Origin of the sequence: Polaribacter haliotis, assembly GCF_014784055.1 — a bacterium.
Classification (GTDB): Bacteria; Bacteroidota; Bacteroidia; order Flavobacteriales; family Flavobacteriaceae; genus Polaribacter; species Polaribacter haliotis.
Window position 1 is genome coordinate 3230707 of the sequence record NZ_CP061813.1, and the last position, 25316, is coordinate 3256022.

A 25316-nucleotide genomic window follows, 5' to 3' on the forward strand; every position below is an offset into this window, starting at 1 on the left:
TATTTATTAACAATGTGGTAAAAAGTGGTAAAAAGTGGTAAATTTTATATATTTTTGATTCTTATTAAAACCTAAGTTTTTACGTGATTAATTTAATTGGTACATACGAATGTAAGGCAGATGCTAAAGGTAGAGTGATGTTCTCATCAGCTCTAAAGAAGCAGTTGCAACCAGTTTTAAATGAGGGTTTTGTAATTAAGAGAGCTGTTTTTCAGCCATGTTTAGAGTTGTATTCCATGAAAGAGTGGAATTTGATGATGGAGAAAATAAATAAGCTAAACCGTTTCGTAAAAAAGAACAACGATTTTATTAGAAGGTTTACAGCTGGTGTAAAAATGGTGGAATTCGATGCAACTGGAAGAATTTTAATTCCGAAAGATTTGTGTGAGTTTGCGTCAATTAAAAAACAAGTGGTATTGTCTTCTGCAGTAAATATTATTGAGATTTGGGATAAAGACAAGTACGAAAAAGCGATTGACGATGCTGCAGTAGATTTTGCAGATTTAGCAGAAGAAGTAATGGGAAATACAGATTTCGATGAATTATCATAATCCAGTTTTATTGCAAGAAAGCGTAGATGCATTGGCTATCAAAGAAGATGGTGTGTATGTAGATGTCACTTTTGGTGGTGGAGGTCATTCAAGAGAAATTTTGAAAAGATTAGGAGAGAAAGGAAGATTGTTTGGTTTCGATCAGGATCCAGATGCTTTAGGTAATGTAATTGATGATGAGCGTTTTACTTTGATTCCAGAAAATTTTAGATTCATATCTAGATTTTTAAGGTTTCATAGAATAAAAAAAGTTGATGGAATTTTAGCGGATTTAGGAGTTTCTTCTCATCAATTTGATGAAGCAGAAAGAGGGTTTTCGACTCGTTTTGATGGTGATTTGGATATGAGAATGAATCAGAAGTCGAAAGTTTCTGCACAAGAAATAATAAATACTTATTCAGAAGAAAAACTTGCGGAGATATTGTTTATGTATGGAGAATTGAGAAATTCCAGAAACCTAGCAAAAACAATAGTAGAGGAAAGAGAGAAAGAGAAAATTGAAACTAGTTTTCAGTTAAAGACAGTTTTAAAACGCTATTTACCAAATGCAAAAGAGCATAAAATATTGGCTCAGATTTTTCAAGCAATAAGAATTGAAGTAAATGAAGAGTTAGATGTTTTAAAAGAATTTTTAGAGCAAACACCAAATTTGTTAAAAGAAGAAGGGAGATTGAGTGTTATCTCTTACCATTCTTTGGAAGATAGATTGGTAAAAAGATTTATAAGAACAGGAATGTTTAGTGGCGAGCCTGAAAAAGATTTTTTTGGAAACACAAGTGAACCGTTACAGAAAGTTGGAAAGTTAATAGTGCCTACCCCACAGGAAGTTAACACAAACAACAGGGCTCGCAGCGCTAAATTAAGAATTGCAACTTTAAGAGTAAAAAAGTAATTTAATAGAAAATGTCTAAAGTTAGAAAAGGTATTTACAGTTTTTTGCGAGGCAGTTTTCTTACAGATGAATCTGCTTTTAAAAATTGGCGAATTATCATTTTCGTTGTTGCACTTCTGTTAATTATGATTTCAATGGGGCACAGTGCAGAAAAAAAAGTATATAAAATTTCCGAACTGAATAAGTTGAAAAGAGAGTTAAGAGCAGAGCATGTAGATATAGGAACCATTTTAATGAGAATGAAAATGGAATCTAATATCAGAGAAAAAGCAAAAGCTAGAGGGTTGAAACCTTCGGAAACCCCACCAAAAAAAATAAAAGTAACCTATAAAAAATAAGCAAATTGGCAACTCATAAAAAAAGCATACTTACAAAATTCTACTTGGTAGCTGCTTTTATGACGCTTTTATTGTTGGCTGTTATATTTCGTGTTTTTAATCTGCAATATGCTCATGGAGATAAATACAGAAAGTTAGCAACTGAGCTTACGAGTAGAGCAGATACTATTTACGCAAATAAGGGAAATGTTTACGCTTCAGACGGAAACCTGTTGGCAACTTCGATGTCTAAATTTAATATTTATATGGATTTGGTAACTGTGGATAGTAAAGTTTTTGAGGAAAATATAGCTGGTTTGTCTAAGGAGCTTTCGAAAATGATGGGGAATTCTGTAAAATATCATCAATCGAGATTACGAAATGCTAAAAACAGAAAAAGACGCTATTTTTTAATAGCAAGAGATATTGGTTACACAGATTATTTAAAGATGAAGAAATTTCCAATTTTTAAATTGGGAGTTTACAAAGGTGGCTTTATAGCAAAACATAGAACAGAGCGTGCGCATCCAATTGGTAAAATTGCAGAGAGAACAATTGGTTACGACGATTTTAGAGGAGAGGCTGGTATTGAAGGAGCTTTTGCGGATTATATGCAAGGAGAAAATGGACTAAGATGGGTTCAGAAGATTGCAAAAAACCAATGGAAACCAATTAGCGATTACAACGAAAAAGAGCCAATTGATGGTCATGACATTATTACTACAATAGATGTTAATGTTCAAGATATTACACACCATGCTTTGTTGGCTCAGTTAGAGTATTACGAAGCAGATCATGGTTGTGCAGTAGTTATGGAAACTAAAACTGGCGAAATAAAAGCAATTTCTAACTTAGGAAGAACCTCGAAAGGGAAGTATTTCGAAAAAAGAAATTATGCGGTTTGGGAAAGTCACGAACCAGGTTCTACATTTAAGTTAGCGAGTTTAATGGCTGCTTTGGATGATAAAAAAATAGATACTTCCACAGTTGTAGATACTGAAAAAGGAAGAATTTTTATTCATGGTTCTAAAGTAGAAGATTCTCATAGAGGAGGTTATGGTAAAATTTCTGCAGCGAGAGTTTTTGAAGTTTCTTCGAATGTTGGTATTGTTAAATTAATTCAGAAACATTATGATCATCAGCCAGAAAAATTTATCGAAAAAGTAGCTTCTTACGGTTTTACAAAACCAATTGGTTTTCAAATTAAAGGGGAAGGGATGCCTGTTGTGCCAAAACCATCAGATAAAAGATGGAATAAAATTTCCCTAGAATGGATGTCTTGGGGTTATGGAATTTCAGTAACGCCAATGCAAACTTTAATGTTTTACAATGCAGTCGCCAATAATGGAGTAATGGTAAAGCCACGTTTTATAAAAGAATTAAGAAGGCAAGAAAAAACGGAGAAAGTTTTTGAAACAGAAATTGTAAATCCTCAAATCGCTTCAGAAGAAACGTTGAAGAAAATTCGAAAAGTAATGGAAAATGTGGTTATTAAGGGAACTGCAGATAATATTTATTCCCCAAATTTTTCAATGGCTGGAAAAACTGGAACTGCTAAAAAATATTTGCCAAAACATATAGATGAAAATGGTAAAACTGTTAATGCAGGGTATTCTAACAAACATTATGTGGCTTCATTTGCGGGCTTTTTTCCTGCGGATAAACCTAAGTATTCTTGTATTGTGGTAATCCATGATCCGAAAAAGGAAAAGGGATATTATGGAGCAACAGTTGCTGGACCTGTTTTTAAAGAAATTGCTCAGAAAATTTATACAACAACTCCAATTGACAATCAGTCTGTGGACGATAAAGTTCAGTTTGCAGAGATAGAAAAGGAGTTTACAGCATACAATACTAAGTTAAATAAAAATTATACAGAAGTTCCAAATGTAAAAGGAATGTCTGGAATGGATGCAGTTTCACTTTTAGAAAATATGGGATTAAAAGTGAAAATCTCTGGAGTTGGAAAAGTACAATCTCAATCTTTAAACAAAGGAGAGAAATTAGAAAAAGGAAAAACAATTACTTTAAAATTATCATAGTCTGAAGAATTTAAAAGACATATTATATAAGGTTTCTATAAATCAAGTATTTGGTGATACAAATATTGCGATAAAAAGTCTTGTTTTCGATTCAAGAAAAGTTGAAGAAAATGATGTTTTTATTGCTCAAAAAGGAGTTTCTGTAGATGGGCATTTATTCATCGACAAAGCAATTTCTTTAGGTGCAATTGTAATTATTTGTGAAGATTTTCCTGCTGATAAAAAAGAGAGAATTACTTACATTCAAGTTGCAGATGCAAATGAAGCTTTGGCAATTATGTCTTCTAATTTTTATGATAATCCTTCAGCAAATATCCAATTAGTTGGAGTTACAGGCACAAATGGAAAAACAACAGTAGCATCACTTTTATATCAATTATTTAAAAAAGCGGGTTACAAAGTTGGTTTGCTTTCTACAGTAAAAGTTTTAGTAGATGAAGTTGAATTTAAGGCAACACATACTACTCCAGATTCTGTTACGATAAATAGTTATCTAGATCAAATGATTGATGCTGGTGTAGAATTCTGTTTTATGGAAGTAAGTTCTCATGGAATTCATCAAAAAAGAACAGCTGGCTTAACTTTTTCAGGAGGAATTTTTACAAATCTTTCACACGATCATTTAGATTATCACGAAACTTTTGTGGAATACAGAGATGTAAAAAAATTATTTTTTGATGCTTTACCAAAATCAGCTTTTGCATTAACAAATATCGATGATAAAAATGGTGATTTTATGTTGCAAAACACCAAAGCAAAAAAAGTAACCTATGCTTTAAAAACTTTGGCAGATTTTAAATCGAAAGTTTTAGAAAAGCAACTTTCCGGAACTTTAATATCTGTAGATAATACAGAAGTTTGGACAAAGTTAATAGGTGTTTTTAACATCTACAACCTAACTGCAATTATTGCAACTGCAGAATTATTAGGCTTAGAGAAATTAGAAGTATTAACGATAATTAGTGAGCTAGAAAGCGTAAGTGGACGTTTTCAATACATTATTTCTGAAGATGGAATTACTGCAATTGTAGATTATGCACATACTCCAGATGCATTAAAAAATGTATTAGAAACCATTAACGATATTAGAACTGGAAACGAAAAATTATATACAGTTGTAGGTTGTGGAGGAGATAGAGATAAAACGAAGAGACCAAAAATGGCACACATTGCTTCGCAATTAAGCAATCAGGCAATTTTTACTTCGGATAATCCAAGAACAGAAAACCCACAAACGATTTTAGATGAGATGGAAGCTGGGGTTTCGCCAGAAAACTATAAAAAAACAATTACGGTTTTAGATAGAAAACAAGCCATAAAAACAGCTTGTAAGTTTTCTGAAACTGGAGATATTATTTTGATTGCAGGAAAAGGACATGAAAATTATCAAGAAATAGATGGTATTCGAACTCATTTTGATGATTTAGAGGAAATAGAAAAATGTTTCAATCAACTAAAAAAGAAATAGAATGCTGTATAATTTATTCGAATATTTAGAAAGTCAATTTAATTTTCCTGGAGCAAGTTTGTTTCAGTTTATAACATTTAGGGCTACAGCTGCTTTTCTATTATCGCTATTAATTAGTGCGATTTATGGAAAAAGAATAATCAATTATTTAAGCAAGCAACAAGTTGGAGAATCTATTAGAGATTTAGGTTTAGAAGGTCAGGTGCAAAAAGCTGGAACACCAACAATGGGTGGTTTAATTATCATTTTTGCAACTTTAATACCAGCGCTTTTATTGGCGAAACTCGATAATATTTATGTAAATATCTTAATAATTACCACAGTTTGGATGGGGTTAATCGGTTTTTTAGACGATTATATAAAAGTATTCAAAAAAGACAAAGGAGGTTTAAGTGGTAAGTTTAAGGTTTTAGGGCAAGTTGGTTTGGGAATTATAGTGGGTTCTATGCTTTATTTTAATGATGATGTAGTTATAAAAGAGCAATTACCAGTAGAGCAACAAATTGTTCAAAAAAATGGAAGAGTAAAAGTTTTTGGAGAAGCACATAAATCAACAAAAACAACAGTTCCTTTTTTCAAAAATAACGAATTAGATTATTCAAAAGCATTAAGTTTTTTAGGAGAAGGTTACGAAAAATATGGGTGGATTGTTTTCATATTCATCGTAGTTTTTATTGTAACAGGAATTTCTAACGGAGCAAATTTAACTGACGGAATAGATGGTTTGGCAGCAGGTTCATCTGCAATTATGGTGGTTACACTCGCTGTTTTTGCTTGGGTTTCTGGAAATATTGTTTTTGCAGATTATTTAGATGTCATGTACATTCCGAATTCTGGAGAAATGACGGTTTTTATTCTTGCTTTTGCAGGAGCATTAATTGGTTTTCTTTGGTATAATACCTATCCAGCACAAGTTTTTATGGGAGATACTGGAAGTTTAACCATTGGTGGAATTATTGCTGTAATTGCGATATCCATTCGTAAAGAATTATTGCTTCCAATTTTAGCAGGAATTTTCGTGGTTGAAAACTTATCAGTAATCATGCAAGTTTCATGGTTTAAATACACTCGAAAGAAATTCGGCGAAGGAAGAAGAATTTTCAGAATGTCTCCATTGCATCATCATTATCAGAAATTAAGTTATCACGAAAGTAAAATTGTTGTTCGTTTTTGGATTGTAGGAATTATGCTTGCGGCACTAACAATAGTTACGTTGAAATTAAGATAAATGAAAAGATTGGTAATTCTTGGTGGAGGAGAAAGTGGCGTTGGAACCGCAATCTTAGGGAAGCAAAAAGGATTTGATGTTTTTGTATCTGATAAAGGTGAAATATCAAAAAAATATAAAGAAGTTCTTTTACATCATAAAATAGATTTTGAAGAAAAAAATCATACAGAAAGCAAGATTTTAAATGCGGCTGTTGTGATGAAAAGTCCTGGGATTCCAGATAAAGTTGAATTGATTTTAAAATTGAAAGAAAAATCAATTCCAGTAATTTCTGAAATTGAATTTGCAACTGAATTTACAGATGCTACAATTATTGGAATTACTGGTTCAAATGGAAAAACAACAACAACATTGTTAACGCATCATATTTTAAAAAATGGAGGTTTAAATGTTGGAGTAGCAGGAAATATTGGAGATAGTTTTGCGCAGCAAGTTGCAGAAAAGTCTTACGAAAACTACGTTTTAGAGTTAAGTAGTTTTCAGTTAGATGGAATTGAGGAATTCCGTCCACATATTGCCATAATTACGAACATTACACCAGATCATTTAGACAGGTATGAGTACGATTTTAATAAATATATCAATTCAAAATTTAGAATAACTAAAAATCAAAAAGCAACCGATTATTTAATTTACGATGCAGATGACGAAGCAATAAATAATTGGTTATCAAAAAATAAAACAGAAGCAATATTAGTTCCGTTTTCACTCGAAAAGGAGTTGGAATATGGGGCGTTTATAAAAAACAACAATATAATTATCAACCTTAACAAAGATAAAATTAACATGCCAACATCAGCTTTAACACTCAAAGGGAAACACAATACAAAAAATGCTATGGCTGCTGCTATGGCTGCACAATTATTAAAAGTAAGAAAGCAAACCATTAAGGAAAGCTTAGAAGATTTTGAGGGCGCAGAACATCGTTTAGAAAACGTTGCAAAAGTCTATGGAGTAGAATATATAAACGATTCTAAAGCAACAAATATTAACGCAACTTTTTATGCGTTAGAATGTATGGATAAGCAAACAGTTTGGATTGTTGGAGGTGTAGATAAAGGAAATGATTATAATGATTTATTGCCATTAGTAAGAGAAAAAGTAAAGGCAATTGTGTGTTTAGGATTGGATAATGAGAAAATAATTCAAACGTTTGGCAACGTGGTTGATATTGTTGTAGAAACTGCAGGTGCAGAGGAAGCAGTTAAGGTGGCTCATAAATTATCAGAAAAAGGAGATGCAGTTTTATTATCTCCAGCATGTGCAAGTTTCGATTTATTCGAAAATTATGAAGATAGAGGTCGTCAATTTAAAAAGGCGGTTAGAAGTCTTTAGGAAAAGCCCATCCTAACCTTCATAAAGGGAAGGAGTTAGTGGATTTGAGGTTAATTAAAAAGAGATAAAAATACAATAAAACACAAGAGTGTTTCTCTCCTTTGGAGAGATTAAGAGAGGCTAATGAAAACTATTTTTCAACATATAAAAGGAGATAAAACCATTTGGGCTATTGTAGCTGCTCTGGCTATATTTTCATTTATGCCTGTGTATAGCGCAAGTACAAACTTGGTGTATGTAGTTGGTAATGGATCTACTTTGGGTCATTTGGCAAAACACGCAGCTCTTTTAATTTTTGGTTTTTTAATTATTTATGGAGTTCATAAAATTCCTTATCGATATTTTTCAGGTGGTTCTGTGTTAATGTTACCAGTTGTATTTGTATTGCTGATTTTTACATTATCTCAAGGAACTACAATTGGAGGTGCTAATGCTAGTAGATGGATTCGTATTGGAGGAATTGGCTTTCAAACATCCACTTTAGCAGGATTGGTTTTAATGGTGTATGTAGCAAGATATTTAGCTAAAAATAAAGAAAAAGAAATAAAATTTAAAGAAAGTTTATTGCAATTATGGTTGCCAGTAAGTTTGTTGTTAATTTTAATATTACCAGCTAACTTTTCTACAACCGCAATTATCTTTTTTATGATATTGGTAGTCGCTTTTATTGGAGGTTATCCATTAAAATATATTGGAATTATTGTTGGAGCAGGAATTTTAGCACTTGCTTTTTTTGTGTTAATAGCCAAAGCGTTTCCAGATGCAATGCCAAATAGAGTGCAGACATGGCAAAATAGAATCGAAAATTTTTCACAAGAAGGAGGTAAAGATGCTTATCAAGTTGAAAAAGCCAAAATTGCGATTGTAACAGGAGGTACAATTGGTGTTGGTCCAGGTAAAAGTGTTCAGAAAAACTTTTTACCACAATCTTCATCCGATTTTATTTATGCAATAATTGTTGAAGAATATGGTTTGGTTGGAGCTATTTTATTAGTAGGAGTTTATTTTTTATTACTCTTCAGAATATTTATAGTTTTAAAAAAAACAACTACCATTTTTGGAACTTTATTAGTAATTGGAGTGGGTTGTCCTATTGTTTTTCAAGCGGCAATTAATATGGCAGTTGCCACAAATATATTTCCAGTTACAGGACAAACTTTACCACTAATTAGTAGTGGAGGAACTTCTATTTGGATGACGTGTTTTGCGTTAGGAATGATTTTAAGTGTAAGCGCTTCCAAAGAGGAAACAGAAGAAGATATTTTAGATGATAATCCTTTAGATATTTTACATGAAACACTGGACTAAAATGGAAATATCAAATAGAAAAAATACAATGAGTGTTACATACCTCCAAAATATAAAAATAGAAAAGTGGGTATGAAACAATCGATTAACATATTAATTTCTGGAGGTGGAACAGGTGGGCATATTTATCCTGCAATTGCGATTGCAAATGAGATAAAGTTACGTTATCCAGAGGCAAATATTTTATTTGTAGGAGCTAAAGATAAGATGGAAATGGAGAAAGTTCCACAAGCGGGTTATGAAATAGAAGGATTATGGATTTCTGGAATACAACGAAAATTAACAAGAAAAAATGCAAGTTTTCCTTTTAAACTGATTGATAGTTTGTGGAAAGCAAGAAGAATTATTAGAAGATTTAAACCAGATATTGCAATTGGAACTGGTGGTTTTGCAAGTGGGCCAACATTAATTATGGCAAACAGAAGAAAAATACCAACATTAATTCAAGAGCAAAACTCTTTTCCAGGAATTACAAATAGGTTATTGGGAAAAAGAGTTCAGAAAATATGTGTCGCATACGATAATTTAGAACGATTTTTTCCAGGAAATAAAATTATAAAAACAGGAAATCCAGTTAGACAAGATTTATTAACGATTCATTCCAAGTTACAAGCTGCAACCGATTTTTATCAATTGGATAAAAGTAAAAAAACATTATTGGTTTTAGGAGGAAGTTTAGGGGCACGTAAAATAAATCAGTTAGTAGAAGATAATTTAACTTTTTTTGAAAAGCAAAATATTGAAGTCATTTGGCAATGTGGAAAACTGTATTTCGATGAGTATAAAAAATACAACAATCATAAAAATGTACAAGTGCATGCTTTTTTAAACAAGATGGATTTAGCGTATGCAACTGCAGATTTTATAGTTTCAAGAGCTGGTGCAAGTTCTGTTTCGGAGTTGTGTATCGTTGGAAAACCTGTAATTTTTATTCCATCGCCAAATGTGGCTGAAGATCATCAAACAAAAAATGCAAAGTTTATTGTTGATAAACATGCTGCTTTAATGGTTAAAGAAAGTGAGTTAGAAACGTTTTCTGTAGTTTTCGAAAGCTTATTAAAAGACATTGGTAAACAACAAAGTTTATCAGAAAATATAAATGAATTGGCATTACCAAGTGCCACAAAAGATATTGTAGACGAGGTTGAAAAACTCATAAACCCATCTTAATCTTCCCAAAGGGAAGAAACACGGTTGTGGAAAAAGTAGTTTGGATAATTAGAAAGAAGTATGAATAACAGTAATAAAAATATTAGCAAGAGTGCGAAAGTCCTTCCCTTTGGGAAGGATTTAGGATGGGCTTGTATATATTTCATCGGAATTGGTGGCATAGGAATGAGTGCAATTGCACGTTTCTTCGCTATGAATGGAAAGCAAGTTGCTGGTTACGATAAAACGCCTTCTCAAATCACGAAAGATTTGGGAGATTTGGGTGTGGAAATTCATTTTGAAGATGCTGTAAAAAATATTCCTATTTCGTTTATAGATAAAAAGAAAACATTGGTTGTTTACACGCCAGCAGTTCCTAAAAATCATAGTGAATTAAATTATTTTAAGAATAATAATTTTACAATTTTAAAAAGAGCAGAAGTTTTAGGTTTAATAACTGAAACTACATTTTGCTTGGCAGCTGCAGGTACACATGGAAAAACAACTACTTCTTGTATTTTAGGACATATCATGGAGGAAGTAAAAGCAACTTCTTTTTTAGGTGGAATTTCAGAAAATTACAATTCGAATTTAATCTTAGGAGAAGATAAAATAAGTGTTGTAGAGGCAGATGAATTTGATAGGTCTTTCTTGAAATTGAGTCCCAATATTGCTTGCGTAACTTCTATGGATGCAGATCATTTAGATATTTACGAAAAACCAGAAGCCTTAACAGAATCGTTTATAGAGTTTGCAAATAAAGTTTCAGATACTTTAATTGTTGCAAAAGGATTGCCTTTAAACGGTTTGACTTATGCAATTGAAGAAAATGCAGATTACAAAGCCTTCAATTTAAAAATTGAAGAAGGAAAATATGTATTTGATGTACAAACACCATCAGAAATTATAAATAATATTGAATTCCATTTACCAGGAAATCATAATGTTATGAATGCTTTAGCTGCTTTTGCAATGGCAGATGTTTATGGAGTATCATCAACAATAATAAAACAACGATTAGGAAGTTTTAAAGGAGTAAAACGTAGGTTTTCGTATAAAATTAAATCAGCAAATTTTGTGTTGATAGACGATTATGCACACCATCCAACAGAGATAAATGCAGTAGAAAATGCTGTGAGAGAAATGTATCCGAAAGAAAAAATTTTGGTCGTTTTTCAACCACATTTATTTTCAAGAACGAGAGATTTTGTGGACGATTTTGCTGTTGCTTTATCAAAATTTGATGAAGTATTGCTGTTAGATATTTATCCAGCAAGAGAAGAACCAATTTCGGGAGTTACTTCCAATTGGCTGTTAGAAAAAATTGAAGGCGCGCATAAAAAAATGACTCAAAAAAATAATTTAGTAAAAGATATTAAAAATTCATTTGCAAATGTAGTGGTTATGTTAGGTGCAGGCGATATTGGAGTGTTGGTAAATGAAGTAACAAACGAACTTTTAAAACCCCAAGAAAATGAAGTTTAAAAGGTTACTGAAATATCTATTATTTGTAGTGTTAACAATATGTTTAACTTTTTTATATAGTTTTTCTTCAGAGAGAAATGAGCGAAAAAAAGTATCTAAAATTGAAGTTGAATTTGAGGCTGGAGACAATAATTTTCTAACACATGCCATGGTTAATAAATTGTTAATACAAAATGACACGACTGTGAAAAACCAAGCAAAATCTGTAATAGATTTATACAAATTAGAGAATAACGTATCCAAAAATCCTTATGTGGAAAAAGCAGCAGTTTTTTTAAGCATAAATGGAGTGTTAAAGTCTACCATAAAACAACGTACACCAATTGTAAGAATTATTACAGATAATGATTCTTATTATGTTGATAAACAAGGGGTAAAAGTACCTTTGTCTAGTAATTATTCTGCAAGAGTATTACTTGTTTCTGGTGTTAAAGGCGAAGAAGATGTAAAAGAGATTTTGCCTTTGGTTCGCTATATTTTAGCAGATAATTTTCTGCAAAAAGAAATAGTCGGAATTCAAAAATCTGACATGAATGAGTACGAATTTTCCGTAAGAAGCGGCAATTATAAAATCGATTTTGGAAAATTAAGTGATGTTGAAGTGAAATTTAAGAAGTTAAAAGCATTTTACAACACGACATTTAAAGACAAAACGATTCAAGATTATAAAAGCATTAATGTAAAATATCACAACCAAGTTGTGTGCACAAAATAAGTCAAAATGGAAAACAATAAAATAGCTGTTGGTTTAGACATTGGTACAACCAAAATTGTTGCCATGATTGGTCGTAAAAACGAATATGACAAAATTGAAGTTGTTGGTATTGGTAAAGCGAAAAGTTTAGGTGTAAAACGTGGAGTTGTAAGTAATATTACACAAACGATTCAATCGATACAACAAGCTGTAGACGAAGCAGAAAGTGTGTCTGGAGTTAAAATTGAAGATGTTGTGGTTGGTATTGCTGGGCAGCATATAAGAAGTTTACATCATTCAGATTATATCACGAGAAACAATGCAGACGAGGTTATAGACGAGACAGATATCGAGAATTTGGTGAATCAAGTTCATAAATTGGTGATGTTGCCTGGAGAAGAAATTATCCATGTATTGCCACAAGAATTTAAGGTAGATTCTCAAGCAGATATTAAAGAGCCAATAGGTATGTATGGAGGTCGTTTAGAAGCGAATTTTCATGTAGTTGTTGGGCAAGTTTCTTCCATTAGAAATATTGGACGTTGTGTAAAAAGTTCTGGTTTGGGTTTAAGTGATATCACTTTAGAACCTTTGGCTTCTGCAGATGCAGTTTTAAGTCAAGAAGAAAAAGAAGCTGGAGTTGCATTAATAGATATTGGAGGTGGAACTACAGATTTAGCAATTTTTAAAGACGGTATTATTCGTCATACAGCAGTAATTCCTTTCGGAGGAAATGTAATTACAGACGATATTAAAGAAGGTTGTTCAATTATAGAAAAACAAGCTGAATTATTGAAAATTAAGTTTGGTTCTGCTTGGCCAGGAGAAAACAAAGAAACAGAAATCGTTTCTATTCCAGGTTTAAGAGGAAGAGAACCAAAGGAAATTACGCTTAAAAATTTATCAAAAATTATACATGCTAGAGTTCAAGAAATAATTGAGCATGTGTATTTAGAAATAAAAAATTACGGACACGAAACCCAAAAAGGAAAATTAATTGCAGGAATCGTGTTAACTGGTGGAGGTTCTCAAGTAAAGCATTTACGTCAGTTAGTAGAATATATTACTGGAATGGATGCAAGAATTGGTTTTCCAAACGAACATTTGGCAGGAGATTCAGATGATTTATTGTCAAGCCCAGCTTATGCAACAGCAGTTGGTTTGTTAATGGAAGGTTTAAACAGACACACCAAAGAAGAGGAAGAAATAGAAGAAGCGATTGAACAAATTATGGAGGTTGAAAATGTTGAAACTTCGGAAGAAGAAAAACCACCAATTGTTGAAGAAGCACCAAAACCAAAAAAGAAAAAGAAGAAATCGTTTTTCGAAAAATTTACAGAAGGATTAAAAGATTTTTTGGATAACGCTGAATAAGTTCAAAATTCAGTATTTAAAGTTCAAGATTAAAAAGAAAAAAATATTAAAATATAAAGTTACGTTATTATGAGCGCAGAATTCGATAACATTTCATTTGACATGCCTAAAACGCAATCGAACACCATTAAGGTAATTGGTGTTGGTGGTGGAGGAAGCAACGCAGTAAACCACATGTACACACAACAAATTAGAGGTGTAGACTTCGTAATTTGTAATACAGATTCCCAAGCTTTGGAGAACAGTCCAGTTCCTAACAAAATTCAGTTAGGTGCCAACTTAACTTCAGGTTTAGGAGCAGGAGCAAACCCAGAAATTGGAGCACAAGCTGCCAAAGAAAGTATGCAAGAAATTCAGCAAATGTTAAATACCCAAACAAAAATGGTATTTATTACTGCAGGAATGGGAGGTGGAACTGGAACTGGAGCAGCACCAATAATTGCGAAAATCGCAAAAGATATGGATATTCTTACGGTTGGAATCGTAACAATGCCATTTGCTTTCGAAGGTAGAAGACGTTCAAAACAAGCACAATTAGGAATCGATCAACTGCGACAAAATGTAGATTCTTTAATTGTAATTAACAATAATAAATTACGTGAAGTTTACGGAAACCTTGGTTTTAAAGCTGGTTTCTCGAAAGCAGATGAGGTTTTATCTACTGCTTCTCGTGGAATTGCGGAAGTAATTACACATCACTACAAGCAAAATATTGACTTGCATGATGCAAAAACGGTACTTTCTAACAGTGGAACTGCAATTATGGGTTCTGCAAAAGAAGAAGGTAAAGACAGAGCAAAAACTGCAATTGTAAAAGCGTTAGATTCTCCATTATTAAACGATAATAAAATTACTGGCGCTAAAAACGTATTGTTATTAATTGTTTCTGGAACTAACGAAGTTACTTTAGATGAAATAGGAGAAATAAACGACTTTATACAAGATGAAGCTGGTTACGATGCCAACATTATTATGGGTATTGGAGAAGATGAAGAGTTGGGAGATGCAATTGCTGTAACGATTGTTGCAACTGGTTTTGCAGCCGATCAACAAAGTACAATTACAAATACAGAAGTTAAGAAAATTGTGCACACTTTAGAGGACGAGCAAAAAGCGACTTACGATTTTAGTGAGAAAACAATTACAAAATCTCCGACTTTAGATCAGCCAATTTCTAACACACCAGAGCAGAAAATTGTACATACCTTAGAAGATGATGTAGATACAGTTACAAAGCCAAATTCTCCTCAAATGGAATTGATTCCAACTTCGGAAATTATTGCGAATATGCCTGTTTCTTATGATGAAATTTCTTTAGAAAGTGTTTCTGATGACGATTTTATTATTACAGATGTTACTCCAGTTATAGAGGAAGAAGTGGAGGAAGAGCCTCTACAAATGCAAGCAGATTTATTATTTGATTTGCCTTTAAATTCTTATACTGAAGTAAATGAAGATGAAGAAATTAAATTCGATTTGAATGAAGAAGAAAAAATTGTAAATGAAATTGAAGTTTCGCAACCAGAAGAAATAAAGGTTGAAGCTGAAGTTGAAAAAAGATACGTTTTAGAAGATTTTGATGCAAAACCAACCATTGGAAAAAGTTCTCATATTATGGAGAATAAAGCAGTTGTTGAAGAGGAAGAAATTCGTTTTGAATTAAAAACGGCAACTCCACAAGCGGAAATAAACCAAATTGAAACTAGAAGTGAAGAAGTTTCTCCTTTAGATTTAACAATTACGGAACTTCAGCAGAGAGCTGAAGAAAGACGAAACAAAATGAAAGGTTTCAACTATAAATTTAACGATCAGTTAAATAAAAATATAGATGAAATTGAGCGTCAGCCAGCATATAAAAGACAAGGTGTAGATTTGAATGTAAATGCGCCAATTAGCCAATCTAAAACAGCTATTAAAAAAGAAGACGACCAAATAGATTTTAAATCTAATAACTCTTTTTTACATGATAATGTAGATTAATTTCTCAATAAAATTACTTAAAAAAGCAAAACCACATCTTAAAACGATGTGGTTTTGTTGTTTTTATAAAATTATTTTTACTTTTTTTTCCAATTGTCGTAAACCATGAACCCTACAAAAACCAAGTTTTGGTAATTTATTTAGAATTTTAAAGTGTAACGTTTTGTTTTTTCTATCGTCTTCTAAGTATAATAAACAAACCAAAAATATTTTAATATATACTATTATGAAAGCATCAACTACACCAACACAATTAGAAAGAGGAATTTTAACATCTGCTTATAAACAAGATATTAAAGGCGGATTTGCAACAGCAAAATCGGAATCTTTATCGAATGTAAAATATTCTATTTTTAATCAGGAAAGTATTGAAAGTCCAATAGGCGTTGTTTTAAGAGTTTCTCTTTTTGCAATTGCTATTATTATGATTTCTTTCTAAGGAGTACACAATCAACCCAAAAACCACTCCATATGCTAGAAAGAGTTTATTCTCTTTCTATAGATTAGAGAAATTGTAATTTAGACCTCACAGGTTTTTAAAACTTGTGAGGTCTTTTTTATTAGCTTTTAGAAAAGAATTAAATATCCTCGATTAAATAATTGTTTGGCAAACAAGCTTGCGTGAAGGATTGTAGCAATTGTTTGAGCTCTTTTTTCTTTTTAGAAAAAAAGCGAGTGCGAAAAGCCTGACCTGAAAGGACACGCCCAAAACAAAAAAAATCCACCTTAAAAAAGATGGATTTTTATATAGATTTAAGTTTGAGGTTTTAACTCAACGCTTTTTTAATTCTTTTAATTGCTTCACGAATTTGTAATTCGGATGCTGCATAAGAAATTCTGATACAGTTTGGTGTACCAAAGGCATCTCCTGTTACTGTTGCAACATTGGCATTTTCTAGGATAAACAAAGAAAAATCGCTTGCATTATTAATTTTTGTCCCATTGATTGTTTTACCAAAGAATGCAGAAATATCTGGAAAAACGTAAAAAGCTCCTTCAGGAACATTTACTTTAAAACCATCGATTTCTCTAAGCAAACCAATTACAATATCTCTACGAGTTTTAAACTCGTCTACCATATATTGAATTTTTTCAACTGGCGCTAAAACAGCTGTAATGGCAGCTCTTTGAGCGATACAGTTTGTACCAGATGTAATTTGCCCTTGCATTTTTGTACACGCCTTTGCAATCCATTCTGGTGCTCCAATAAAACCAATTCTCCAACCAGTCATCGCAAAACCTTTTGCCAAACCGTTTACAGTAATTGTTCTGTCATACATACTTTCGATTGCAGCAAAACTAAATGGTTTTGAATCGTAATTTACGTGTTCGTAAATCTCGTCCGACAAAACATAAATCTGTGGATGTTTTTCTAAAACAGCTGCTAAAGCTCTGTATTCTTCTTCAGAATAAATAGTTCCACTTGGGTTATTTGGCGAATTGAAAAACACCATTTTTGTTTTTGGTGTAATTGCTGCCTCTAATTGTTCTGGTGTAATTTTAAAATCGTTCTCTATTGATGAAGGAATTTCTACATACTTTGCTTCACACAAAATAGCAATAGCAGAGTAACTTACCCAATAAGGTGCTGGTAATAAAACTTCGTCTCCTGGGTTTAATAAAACCTGTGCAATGTTTGCAATAGATTGTTTTGCTCCTGTAGAAACCACAACCTGACTTGGTTTATAGTCTAAATTATTATCGCGTTTAAATTTTACGCAAATCGCCTCTTTTAATTCTGCATAACCATCTACTGGAGAATACGAATTGTAATTTTGATTGATTGCTTCAATTGCAGCATCTTTAATAAAATCTGGCGTATTAAAATCTGGTTCTCCCAAACTTAAACCAATAATATCTTTTCCTTCTGCTCTTAATTCTCTCGCTTTTGCAGCCATTGCTAAAGTTTGAGAAACTGGTAAACTGTTAATTCTGTCCGATAATGGATGTTTCATTGTGTAATCGTGTAATTGTTTACTATTTAATTGTAAAAGTTATGCCAATTCTGGCTTTTGACCTAAAACGCCTAAGTGTCTAAAGTGCTCCACAACTGCTTTACGCATTGTTTTATATTCGTTATAAGGCAAATTAAATTCTTGTGCTGTTTCTTTTACAATTTTAGCTAAATTATTATAATGTACATGAGAAATGTGTGGAAAAATATGATGTTCAACTTGATGATTTAAACCTCCTGTATAGAAGTTTACCAACCAATTCGTAGGCGCAAAGTTAGAGGTGGTGTATAATTGGTGGACTGCCCAAGTGTGTTCTAAATTTCCGTCTTTGTCTGGAAGTGGCATTTCTGTGTTTGGTACAATGTGTGCCAATTGAAAAACCAAACTTAAAATCATACCTGCTGTATAATGCATTACAAAGAAACCTACTAAAACTTTCCACCAAGCAACGTCTAAAACTAATAAAGGTAAAACAATCCAAAGTGCGTAATACACAATTTTAGAAATTACCAATTTTGTCCATTCTACTTTTGGGTTTGGAAATTTACCATAAGATAATTTTCTTTTTAAATAACTGTGCATTTGCTTAATATCTGTAGTAATTGCCCAGTTTATGGTTAATAAACCATATAAAAATATCGAATAATATTTTTGAATTTTATGAATTGGTAACCAAGAAGAATGTTGGGAAAAACGGATAATTCTACCTGCATCTATATCTTCATCATGGCCTTCTACATTTGTAAATGTGTGGTGTAAAACATTGTGTTGTACTTTCCAATTATAAACGTTTCCTGCAAGGATGTAAATACTACTTCCCATTAATTTATTTACCCATTTTCTTTTAGAAAAAGACTCGTGGTTTGCATCGTGCATTACATTCATACCAACACCAGCCATTCCAATTCCTGTAACGACCATCAACAAAATCATAACCCATTGTGGCATAGAAACCGTTAATATTAAAATAAAAGGAATTAAGAAAAGAGAAAACATAATAATTGCTTTGGTGTACAATTTCCAGTTTCCTGTTCTTTTTAGGTTATTATCTTTAAAATAATTATTTACTCTTTTATTTAGAGTTCTAAAGAATTTGGCTTTATCTACTCTGGAAAAATTTATTGTTTTCATTTATTGTTTTAATAATAAGTTGCAAAAATAATCTTTTTGAATTTGCTTTGTATGATAAACGTCAGCTTTTGTTGCTAATTGTTTGTTAAGTATAACTATTTTTGCATTTCAAACCTTATATAGATGGATATTATTCACAAATATTTTAAAAATTTATCAGAAACGCAAATTCAACAGTTTAGTAAGTTACAAGAGTTGTACCAAGATTGGAATTTGAAAATAAATGTTGTTTCGAGAAAAGATATCGACGAGTTATACTTGCGTCATGTTTTACATTCTTTAGGAATCGCTAAAATTGTAAATTTTAAACCGGGTTCTAAAGTTATGGATGTTGGTACTGGAGGAGGTTTTCCTGGAATTCCATTGGCAATTTTATTTCCTGAAACTCAGTTTCATTTGGTAGATTCTATCGGAAAAAAGATAAAAGTGGTGGATGAAGTTGTGGCTGGTTTGGGTTTAGAAAATGTTAAAACCACCAATGGAAGAGTAGAGGAAGTAAAAGATACCTACGATTTTATTGTAAGTAGAGCAGTAGCACAAATGGAAACTTTTGTAGGTTGGACAAGAGGAAAAATCAATAAAAAACAGAATCACGATATTAAAAACGGAATTCTATATTTAAAAGGTGGCGATTTAACGGAAGAATTAAAAATCTATACTTCTGCCACGATTTACGATTTACCTGATTATTTTGATGAAGAGTTTTTTGAGACTAAAAAAGTAGTGCATTTGGGAATGAAGTTTAAGGGGTAGTTACTCAAAAACCTTAAATTTAGACTCATATACTATAATTTGTTGTTCATACGATGTTGATATTTAGTTGTTTCCTTTCTTTTTTATAGTTTTACTTTTCAACTAATAAAAAAGAAGAAAATGAATTTAAAAAGAACATTTGGAGCAGTATTAACCACATTAGGAATTATAGGATTAATTTACACAGGGTACATGGTTTTACAGGGTGGTGGAGAAATTACATCTATGATTGTATTTGGTATTTTAGGTTTTATCTTTTTTGCTTATGGAATTAGCTTGGTGAGAACTACTAAAGATGAGGCTTAAGATTTAGCTTTTTGAAAAAATATTTATAAATAAAAAACAGAAATCCTATTTAGATTTCTGTTTTTTATTTTTGCTAACTGTTGGAATAAGAATAGTAGCCGATTTCGGAACTCATTTTTTTCAATTTACAAATATTTTTTTCCTTACTACAATGTTCATATTTGATATTTTGAGGCTATTATTTTTGTTTTTTCTTGTGTATTTTAAATCCATGAAGTACTGTCCAAGGATTACCTTTTGCATTAAAGCCGCTAGGCAAAAACATGTAAGATGGAACTCCATCAACTTTAATAATTTTTGGTCGCTCAAATTTGTTTGCACCATAAACTGTCTTTCCTTTAGAAAAATCTTGATTTGGAAACAATTTTGGACGAGTTTCCCATGCAATGGATTTTGGAACCATTAAAACCTCTCCTGTTCTTTCAAAATGTCCTAAATCCATTTCCATATATATACCTCCATCTGCAGAATACATACCAAAATTATCGCACATAGTAGCTGAGACAATACCATCTGCATTTACAAATGCACAGAGGTCTTCCACTTTTTTTCCAGCTGGAGAAGCAAATGCAGATCCAACTTGTTCAATGTATGGGCCTTCAAGATTATTAGCAACTGCGACTCCTAATGAAGTATTATCATGATTACTACCTATATTTTTTTTCATTGGTACATTTCGTGGGTTGTACATAAAAAACAAATAATATTTATCATGATATTTAATAAGTGAATTATTGTCAGTTCCTCGCAAACTTTTGTAGGATGGGTAACCAGGTTCTGAAGACTTCTGCATAATCATCCCAACATCTTGCCATGAGCCTTCTGGATTCTTAGCAATTTTCATTCCAATTTTCCCATCCGAAATAGCTCCTTTTTCAGGGTATGAAATATAAGTTAAAACATATTTTCCATCTATAATTTTTACCTCAGGATTATGAGCTGTGTATTGATTCCATTCACCTTCTTTATTTCCACCAGGTCTTGCGCTTAAAATTGTCTTTACAAATTGGTAGGGACCTTCTGGCTTATCAGCTTTGAAATAATTTACTTCAGACTCAACACTCCATGCCGAAAAACCATGTTTTGTATTCCATTGACAAGCAAACATGTGAAACTTGCCATCTTCACCTTGAACAACAGAAGTTCCCCAAGTGTAATAATCTGGTCTGTCGAGAACTACTCCTAAATATTCAAGATTATTAACAAACTCCCGCGAAACTGAAGGAAGTGATTCTTCAGTAGATTGATACATCTTCACTTCTTTTTCCGAACATGCAAAAAAAAGGATTATACTAACAATAACTAGAATTCTATGTGTAACAAATCTCATACTTTATTATGTTTTAAATTTTAACAATTCTTTTACGATTACATTTTAATTAGTTATTGAAACAAGTTCAGCACAAGTAGCGAATTTAGATTTTTTTAAGCATAAAATCAACAAGGAAAAAATTTGTTTTACCTGTTTATTATTTTTCAAACAAAATAACCATAGAAGTCTCAGGAACATTAAAACTCCCAAAAACACTTTCTTTCCCATCAAAATCAAAAGAATCTCCAAGAACTGCAACTTTCCAAGATTTCTCTAATTTATAATTTACAACATTTTTTTGTGCATTAAAAATGACCAAAATAGTTTTCCAAGAATCGTTGTTTGCGCTGTTATTCAGCTGATATGAAACCAATCCATTTTCAATTTCTTTAAACTCTAAATTTTCTTGTACTTCTTTTGCAGTTGGCATTCTAAAGGCAGGATGCTCTTTTCGCAAGCGAATTAAATTTTTGTAATAAGTTACAACATTCGCATTTTTTACTTTTAAATTCCAATCTATTTGATTTACGGAATCTGGAGATTTATACGAATTATGTTCTCCGTTTTTGGTACGCATCATTTCTGAACCTGCATGTAAAAAAGGCGTTCCTTGAGAAGTTAAAATAATAGCAGTTGCCAATTTGTGCATCGCTTTTATTTCCTGTTCAGAAGCGTTTGGTTGAGAGATTTTTAGTTTATCGAACAATGTGTGATTATCATGACAAGAAACATAGTTTATGGCTTGCCAAGGTTGGTATGCCCAAGGTTTATCAGAATAATTTACAGCTTTATAATTGATTTGAGGATGATTTATGGAGCCTACAATTCCGAATTTTATAGATTCTTCTTTGTTTTCTGCACCACTTACAAAACCGGTGCTTTTATCATCAAAAACAGAACCTTTAATTCCATCTCGAATATCATCCGAAAAAGCAGCAATTTGTGGCATTTGTTGTATGTGTTTTTTCAAAGCTCTTTTTTCTTCAGGAAGAGGAGAGTCGTTTGCAGTCCAACCTTCGCCATAAATAAGTGCATTTTTATTTATTTTTTTTACTTCAGAAGCAATTAAATTCATGGTTTCAATATCATGGATTCCCATTAAATCGAATCGAAATCCATCTAAATGATATTCGGTTGCCCAATATTTTACAGACTCTAAAATAAATTTACGCATCATTTTTCTTTCTGAAGCTGTTTCGTTTCCACAAGCTGCAGCATCAGAAAAAGAACCATCTTTATTAAATCTGTAATAATAATTCGGGTTTTCTAAATTGAAATTTGAGTTTTCTGTTCTTCCTGTATGATTGTAAACTACATCTAAAATAACACCAATATTTGCATCGTGAAATGCTTTTACCATCGTTTTGAATTCTTTAATTCGAATTTCGGCATCAAAAGGATTCGTTGCAAAAGAACCTTCAGGAACATTGTAGTTCTGTGGATCATAACCCCAATTGAATTGTGGTTTGTCTAAATTGGTTTCATCAATCGAATAATTATCAAAAGTGGGTAATAAATGGACGTGCGTTATTCCTAATTCTTTAATATGGTCAATTGCAGTCGCTACATTTTGGTTGCTTTTTGTACCTAGTTCTACCAAACCTACATACTTTCCAGCAAAAGAAGAATTTGCTCCCTTTTGAATGGTAATATCTCTAATATGCAGTTCGTAAATAATGGCATCATTTGGCGATTTTAAATTGACATATTTATCAGTTTTCCAATTTGTTGGATTTGTAGTTTCAAAATCTAAAATCATGGCTCTGTTTCCATTTACGCCAACTGCTTTTGCATAAATCCCAGGAGTTTCTGCTAACCATTTATTATTTACAAATACTTGATAGGTATAATAGGTTCCATGTAAATCTCCTTTAATTGTTTTCGACCAAACACCATTTTCATCATCTTTTAAAGAATGAGTTTCAAAAACATCAGAATTATTTCCTGTTTTGTAAAAATTGAGCTTTACAGCAGTTGCAGCTGGAGACCAAATTTTAAAAGTAGTTGCTTCTTTAGAATACGCTAACCAAAGATTTTTTTCTGAAGTTGGATATGCATCAAAATTAGCGAAAATAGTTTGTCTTTGTTTACAAGAAGAAATAAGCGTCATAAAAAGTAAGAAAGTGAATAGTTGAGGTACTTTCATATCGTAAAATTAGATTGAAAGTAGAAAGTTCTTCAATTTTATTGAAATAAGCAACAGAATTATAATATTAAATTATAGCAAACTGTTTTAAAAAAAATCCAATAATAATTGAAAGAATTACAAATACAATGGTTAGTAGAACTAGACCAATTATAAAACGTAAAAGTTTAAGCAACGCTTTTCCAAAAGAATGGCTGTATAACTTGGAAGTAGCATATAAGTAATAAGCAATGTATGCAAACATACTGTACATATAAATGGATGGGTGAATTAACATCGCAGCAAAAAAAGCAATGATTGTAAAGTACGTAGCAAAACCATAAATGTATGCGTTTATTACTATGTGCTCCCCAAAATTATGAGGTTTTCGATACGTCCATTTGCTTAGTAAAGCATAAAGAGGTAGAAATAAAAAGGTAAGTAAATTAAAATAACGAAGCATAAACTGCATCATGTTATCCAGTAATTTTATTTGAAACTGAGCTGATTGTTTCTCAATTTTTATAGTAGCCATTTCTTCTTTAGAGATACCTTTTAACGAAGATAAATCTATGTCTGCAGCTTTCTTAACCTCAATCATTCGCTCGGAATTGTAGGACCCATGAATTGCAATAAAATCATCTGCAAAATAATTGTAAATAACCAAAGACAAAGCAGCAGCAATTGCTAAAAAAGCAAAAGGATTTACATACTTTTTACGAACACCAGAAATATATTCACCAATAACTTCTTCTGGATTTGTAACCATTTTTCTTAAGGTTAAGAAAAATTTACTATCAACACCAAATACTTCCTTAACCAATTCTGAAATTAGATGCTTAAAAGTAATTCTATAGGTAACTACTTTAGCGCCACAATTGTCACAAAATTGAGCATTTTCTTCTAAAGAATCTTGACAGTTTTTACAATTCATATATCAAATATAACTAAAAAATAGAGCAAGCTGTTTTTGTAGTAAAATTCTCTAAAAACAACATTCCTTTGTAAGAATTTCCTTTTTTATTCAGTTTTGGACTCCATACTGCAATGCAAAACTCATCTGGATGAATTGCTACAATTCCTCCACCAACTCCACTTTTACCAGGCAAACCAACTCTAAAAGCAAATTCCCCAGACTCATCATAAAAACCACAAGTAAGCATAATTGCATTTATTCTTTTTGCTTGACTTTCTGTAAGAACGCTGTTTTCTTTATGAGTTCTAAATTTATCATCTGCTAAATACAAAAATATTTCAGATAATTCTTTGCAACTCATTTCTAAAGAACAAATATGAAAATAAAAGTCTAAAACTTCATCTACATTATTTTTAATGTTTTTAAAAGACTTTATAAAATTACACAAAGCCACATTTCTAAAACCAGTATTTTTTTCTGATGTTGCTACTTTTTCAGAATAATTTAAAGTGAAATTATTAGATAATTCTCTGCAAAAGTTTAAAAATTCTTCTTTTGGATTTTGTAAATGAGAAATTAAAACATCGCAAACAACAATTGCACCCGAGTTTATAAAAGGGTTTCTCGGAATTCCGTAATCAGATTCTAATTGTTGTAAAGAATTAAACGGATTTCCAGAAGGCTCTACATCTACTCTTTGCCATAATTTTTCTCCTTCCAATTTGTAAGCCAACGTAAGTGTTAGAATTTTGGAAATACTTTGTATAGAGAATTTCCCTTCGAAATTACCTATTCCAAAACTTTCGTTATTTATTTTAGTGATGTTTATGCCAAAATTATCTGCAGAAACATTGCCCAATTCAGGAATATAATTGGCTACTTTACCAAGATCTTCTACGTCTTTTATATCAGAATAAATCTCTGTAATTATTTTTTGGTATTTTTTTATTTGCATACTGAAAACTTTAAAAGCGAAGTTAACTTTTTAAGAACAA

22 protein-coding genes are annotated in these 25316 nt (G+C 31.7%); 16 read left to right on the forward strand and 6 right to left on the reverse strand.

Features of this window, described 5'->3' with window-relative positions:
• Positions 1 to 83 precede the first annotated feature (83 nt).
• From H9I45_RS13860 to H9I45_RS13925, 14 genes are all read left to right on the forward strand, one after another.
• The gene (locus H9I45_RS13860) at positions 84 to 551 is read left to right on the forward strand and encodes a division/cell wall cluster transcriptional repressor MraZ (protein WP_088354531.1); all 468 of its coding nucleotides are present in this window, start codon (positions 84 to 86) and stop codon (positions 549 to 551) included.
• Positions 538 to 1443 (forward strand): 16S rRNA (cytosine(1402)-N(4))-methyltransferase RsmH, encoded by a 906-nt coding sequence (gene rsmH, locus H9I45_RS13865; RefSeq protein ID WP_088354530.1) that lies wholly within the window; start codon positions 538 to 540, stop codon positions 1441 to 1443. The genes H9I45_RS13860 and rsmH overlap by 14 nt, the downstream gene beginning before the upstream one ends.
• Positions 1444 to 1454: 11 nt before the next feature.
• On the forward strand, positions 1455 to 1781 hold the full coding sequence (locus tag H9I45_RS13870; protein ID WP_088354529.1) for an FtsL-like putative cell division protein: 327 nt from the start codon (positions 1455 to 1457) through the stop codon (positions 1779 to 1781).
• 59 nt (positions 1782 to 1840) lie between these two features.
• Positions 1841 to 3802: a penicillin-binding protein gene (locus H9I45_RS13875; protein ID WP_088354528.1), complete on the forward strand. Its 1962-nt coding sequence runs from the start codon at positions 1841 to 1843 to the stop codon at positions 3800 to 3802.
• Between the two features lies 1 nt (position 3803).
• Positions 3804 to 5270 (forward strand): UDP-N-acetylmuramoyl-L-alanyl-D-glutamate--2,6-diaminopimelate ligase, encoded by a 1467-nt coding sequence (locus tag H9I45_RS13880; RefSeq protein WP_088354527.1) that lies wholly within the window; start codon positions 3804 to 3806, stop codon positions 5268 to 5270.
• Position 5271: 1 nt separating this feature from the next.
• The gene (mraY, locus tag H9I45_RS13885) at positions 5272 to 6498 is read left to right on the forward strand and encodes a phospho-N-acetylmuramoyl-pentapeptide-transferase (protein ID WP_088354526.1); all 1227 of its coding nucleotides are present in this window, start codon (positions 5272 to 5274) and stop codon (positions 6496 to 6498) included.
• Entirely contained in the window at positions 6499 to 7833 is a 1335-nt protein-coding gene (gene murD / locus H9I45_RS13890) for a UDP-N-acetylmuramoyl-L-alanine--D-glutamate ligase (RefSeq protein ID WP_088354525.1), read from the forward strand.
• A 123-nt stretch (positions 7834 to 7956) separates the two neighbouring features.
• Positions 7957 to 9141, forward strand: coding sequence for an FtsW/RodA/SpoVE family cell cycle protein (locus tag H9I45_RS13895; RefSeq protein WP_088354524.1), 1185 nt, complete (start codon positions 7957 to 7959; stop codon positions 9139 to 9141).
• A 72-nt stretch (positions 9142 to 9213) separates the two neighbouring features.
• Positions 9214 to 10311: an undecaprenyldiphospho-muramoylpentapeptide beta-N-acetylglucosaminyltransferase gene (gene murG, locus H9I45_RS13900; RefSeq protein ID WP_088354523.1), complete on the forward strand. Its 1098-nt coding sequence runs from the start codon at positions 9214 to 9216 to the stop codon at positions 10309 to 10311.
• Between the two features lie 165 nt (positions 10312 to 10476).
• Positions 10477 to 11775: a UDP-N-acetylmuramate--L-alanine ligase gene (murC, locus tag H9I45_RS13905; RefSeq protein WP_254712596.1), complete on the forward strand. Its 1299-nt coding sequence runs from the start codon at positions 10477 to 10479 to the stop codon at positions 11773 to 11775.
• Entirely contained in the window at positions 11765 to 12490 is a 726-nt protein-coding gene (locus tag H9I45_RS13910; protein ID WP_088354521.1) for a cell division protein FtsQ/DivIB, read from the forward strand. The genes murC and H9I45_RS13910 overlap by 11 nt, the downstream gene beginning before the upstream one ends.
• A 6-nt stretch (positions 12491 to 12496) precedes the next feature.
• Complete coding sequence (ftsA, locus tag H9I45_RS13915; protein WP_088354520.1) at positions 12497 to 13843, forward strand: cell division protein FtsA; 1347 nt, start codon at positions 12497 to 12499, stop codon at positions 13841 to 13843.
• 69 nt (positions 13844 to 13912) lie between these two features.
• Entirely contained in the window at positions 13913 to 15823 is a 1911-nt protein-coding gene (gene ftsZ, locus H9I45_RS13920; protein ID WP_088354519.1) for a cell division protein FtsZ, read from the forward strand.
• Positions 15824 to 16049: 226 nt separating this feature from the next.
• Complete coding sequence (locus H9I45_RS13925; protein ID WP_088354518.1) at positions 16050 to 16262, forward strand: hypothetical protein; 213 nt, start codon at positions 16050 to 16052, stop codon at positions 16260 to 16262.
• Between the two features lie 328 nt (positions 16263 to 16590).
• On the opposite strand, the gene H9I45_RS13930 is transcribed toward H9I45_RS13925, so the two are convergent.
• Positions 16591 to 17778 (reverse strand): pyridoxal phosphate-dependent aminotransferase, encoded by a 1188-nt coding sequence (locus H9I45_RS13930; RefSeq protein ID WP_176397577.1) that lies wholly within the window; start codon positions 17776 to 17778, stop codon positions 16591 to 16593.
• 39 nt (positions 17779 to 17817) lie between these two features.
• Positions 17818 to 18909, reverse strand: coding sequence for a fatty acid desaturase family protein (locus tag H9I45_RS13935; protein WP_088354517.1), 1092 nt, complete (start codon positions 18907 to 18909; stop codon positions 17818 to 17820).
• A 123-nt stretch (positions 18910 to 19032) separates the two neighbouring features.
• On the opposite strand from H9I45_RS13935, the gene rsmG reads away from it, so the two are divergent.
• The gene (gene rsmG / locus H9I45_RS13940) at positions 19033 to 19662 is read left to right on the forward strand and encodes a 16S rRNA (guanine(527)-N(7))-methyltransferase RsmG (RefSeq protein ID WP_088354516.1); all 630 of its coding nucleotides are present in this window, start codon (positions 19033 to 19035) and stop codon (positions 19660 to 19662) included.
• Positions 19663 to 19782: 120 nt separating this feature from the next.
• Complete coding sequence (locus H9I45_RS13945) at positions 19783 to 19968, forward strand: hypothetical protein (RefSeq protein ID WP_088354515.1); 186 nt, start codon at positions 19783 to 19785, stop codon at positions 19966 to 19968.
• A 178-nt stretch (positions 19969 to 20146) separates the two neighbouring features.
• On the opposite strand, the gene H9I45_RS13950 is transcribed toward H9I45_RS13945, so the two are convergent.
• The 4 genes from H9I45_RS13950 to H9I45_RS13965 all read right to left on the reverse strand — a co-directional run bounded on the left by H9I45_RS13950 (position 20147) and on the right by H9I45_RS13965 (position 25276).
• On the reverse strand, positions 20147 to 21298 hold the full coding sequence (locus H9I45_RS13950; protein WP_140422761.1) for a glycoside hydrolase family protein: 1152 nt from the start codon (positions 21296 to 21298) through the stop codon (positions 20147 to 20149).
• A 139-nt stretch (positions 21299 to 21437) separates the two neighbouring features.
• A complete protein-coding gene (gene pulA / locus H9I45_RS13955; protein WP_088354513.1) occupies positions 21438 to 23426 on the reverse strand; it encodes a type I pullulanase in 1989 nt (662 codons plus the stop codon).
• 67 nt (positions 23427 to 23493) lie between these two features.
• Entirely contained in the window at positions 23494 to 24339 is an 846-nt protein-coding gene (locus H9I45_RS13960; RefSeq protein ID WP_088354512.1) for a DUF3667 domain-containing protein, read from the reverse strand.
• 13 nt (positions 24340 to 24352) lie between these two features.
• The gene (locus H9I45_RS13965) at positions 24353 to 25276 is read right to left on the reverse strand and encodes a glutaminase (RefSeq protein WP_176397576.1); all 924 of its coding nucleotides are present in this window, start codon (positions 25274 to 25276) and stop codon (positions 24353 to 24355) included.
• Between the last annotated feature and the right edge of the window lie 40 nt (positions 25277 to 25316).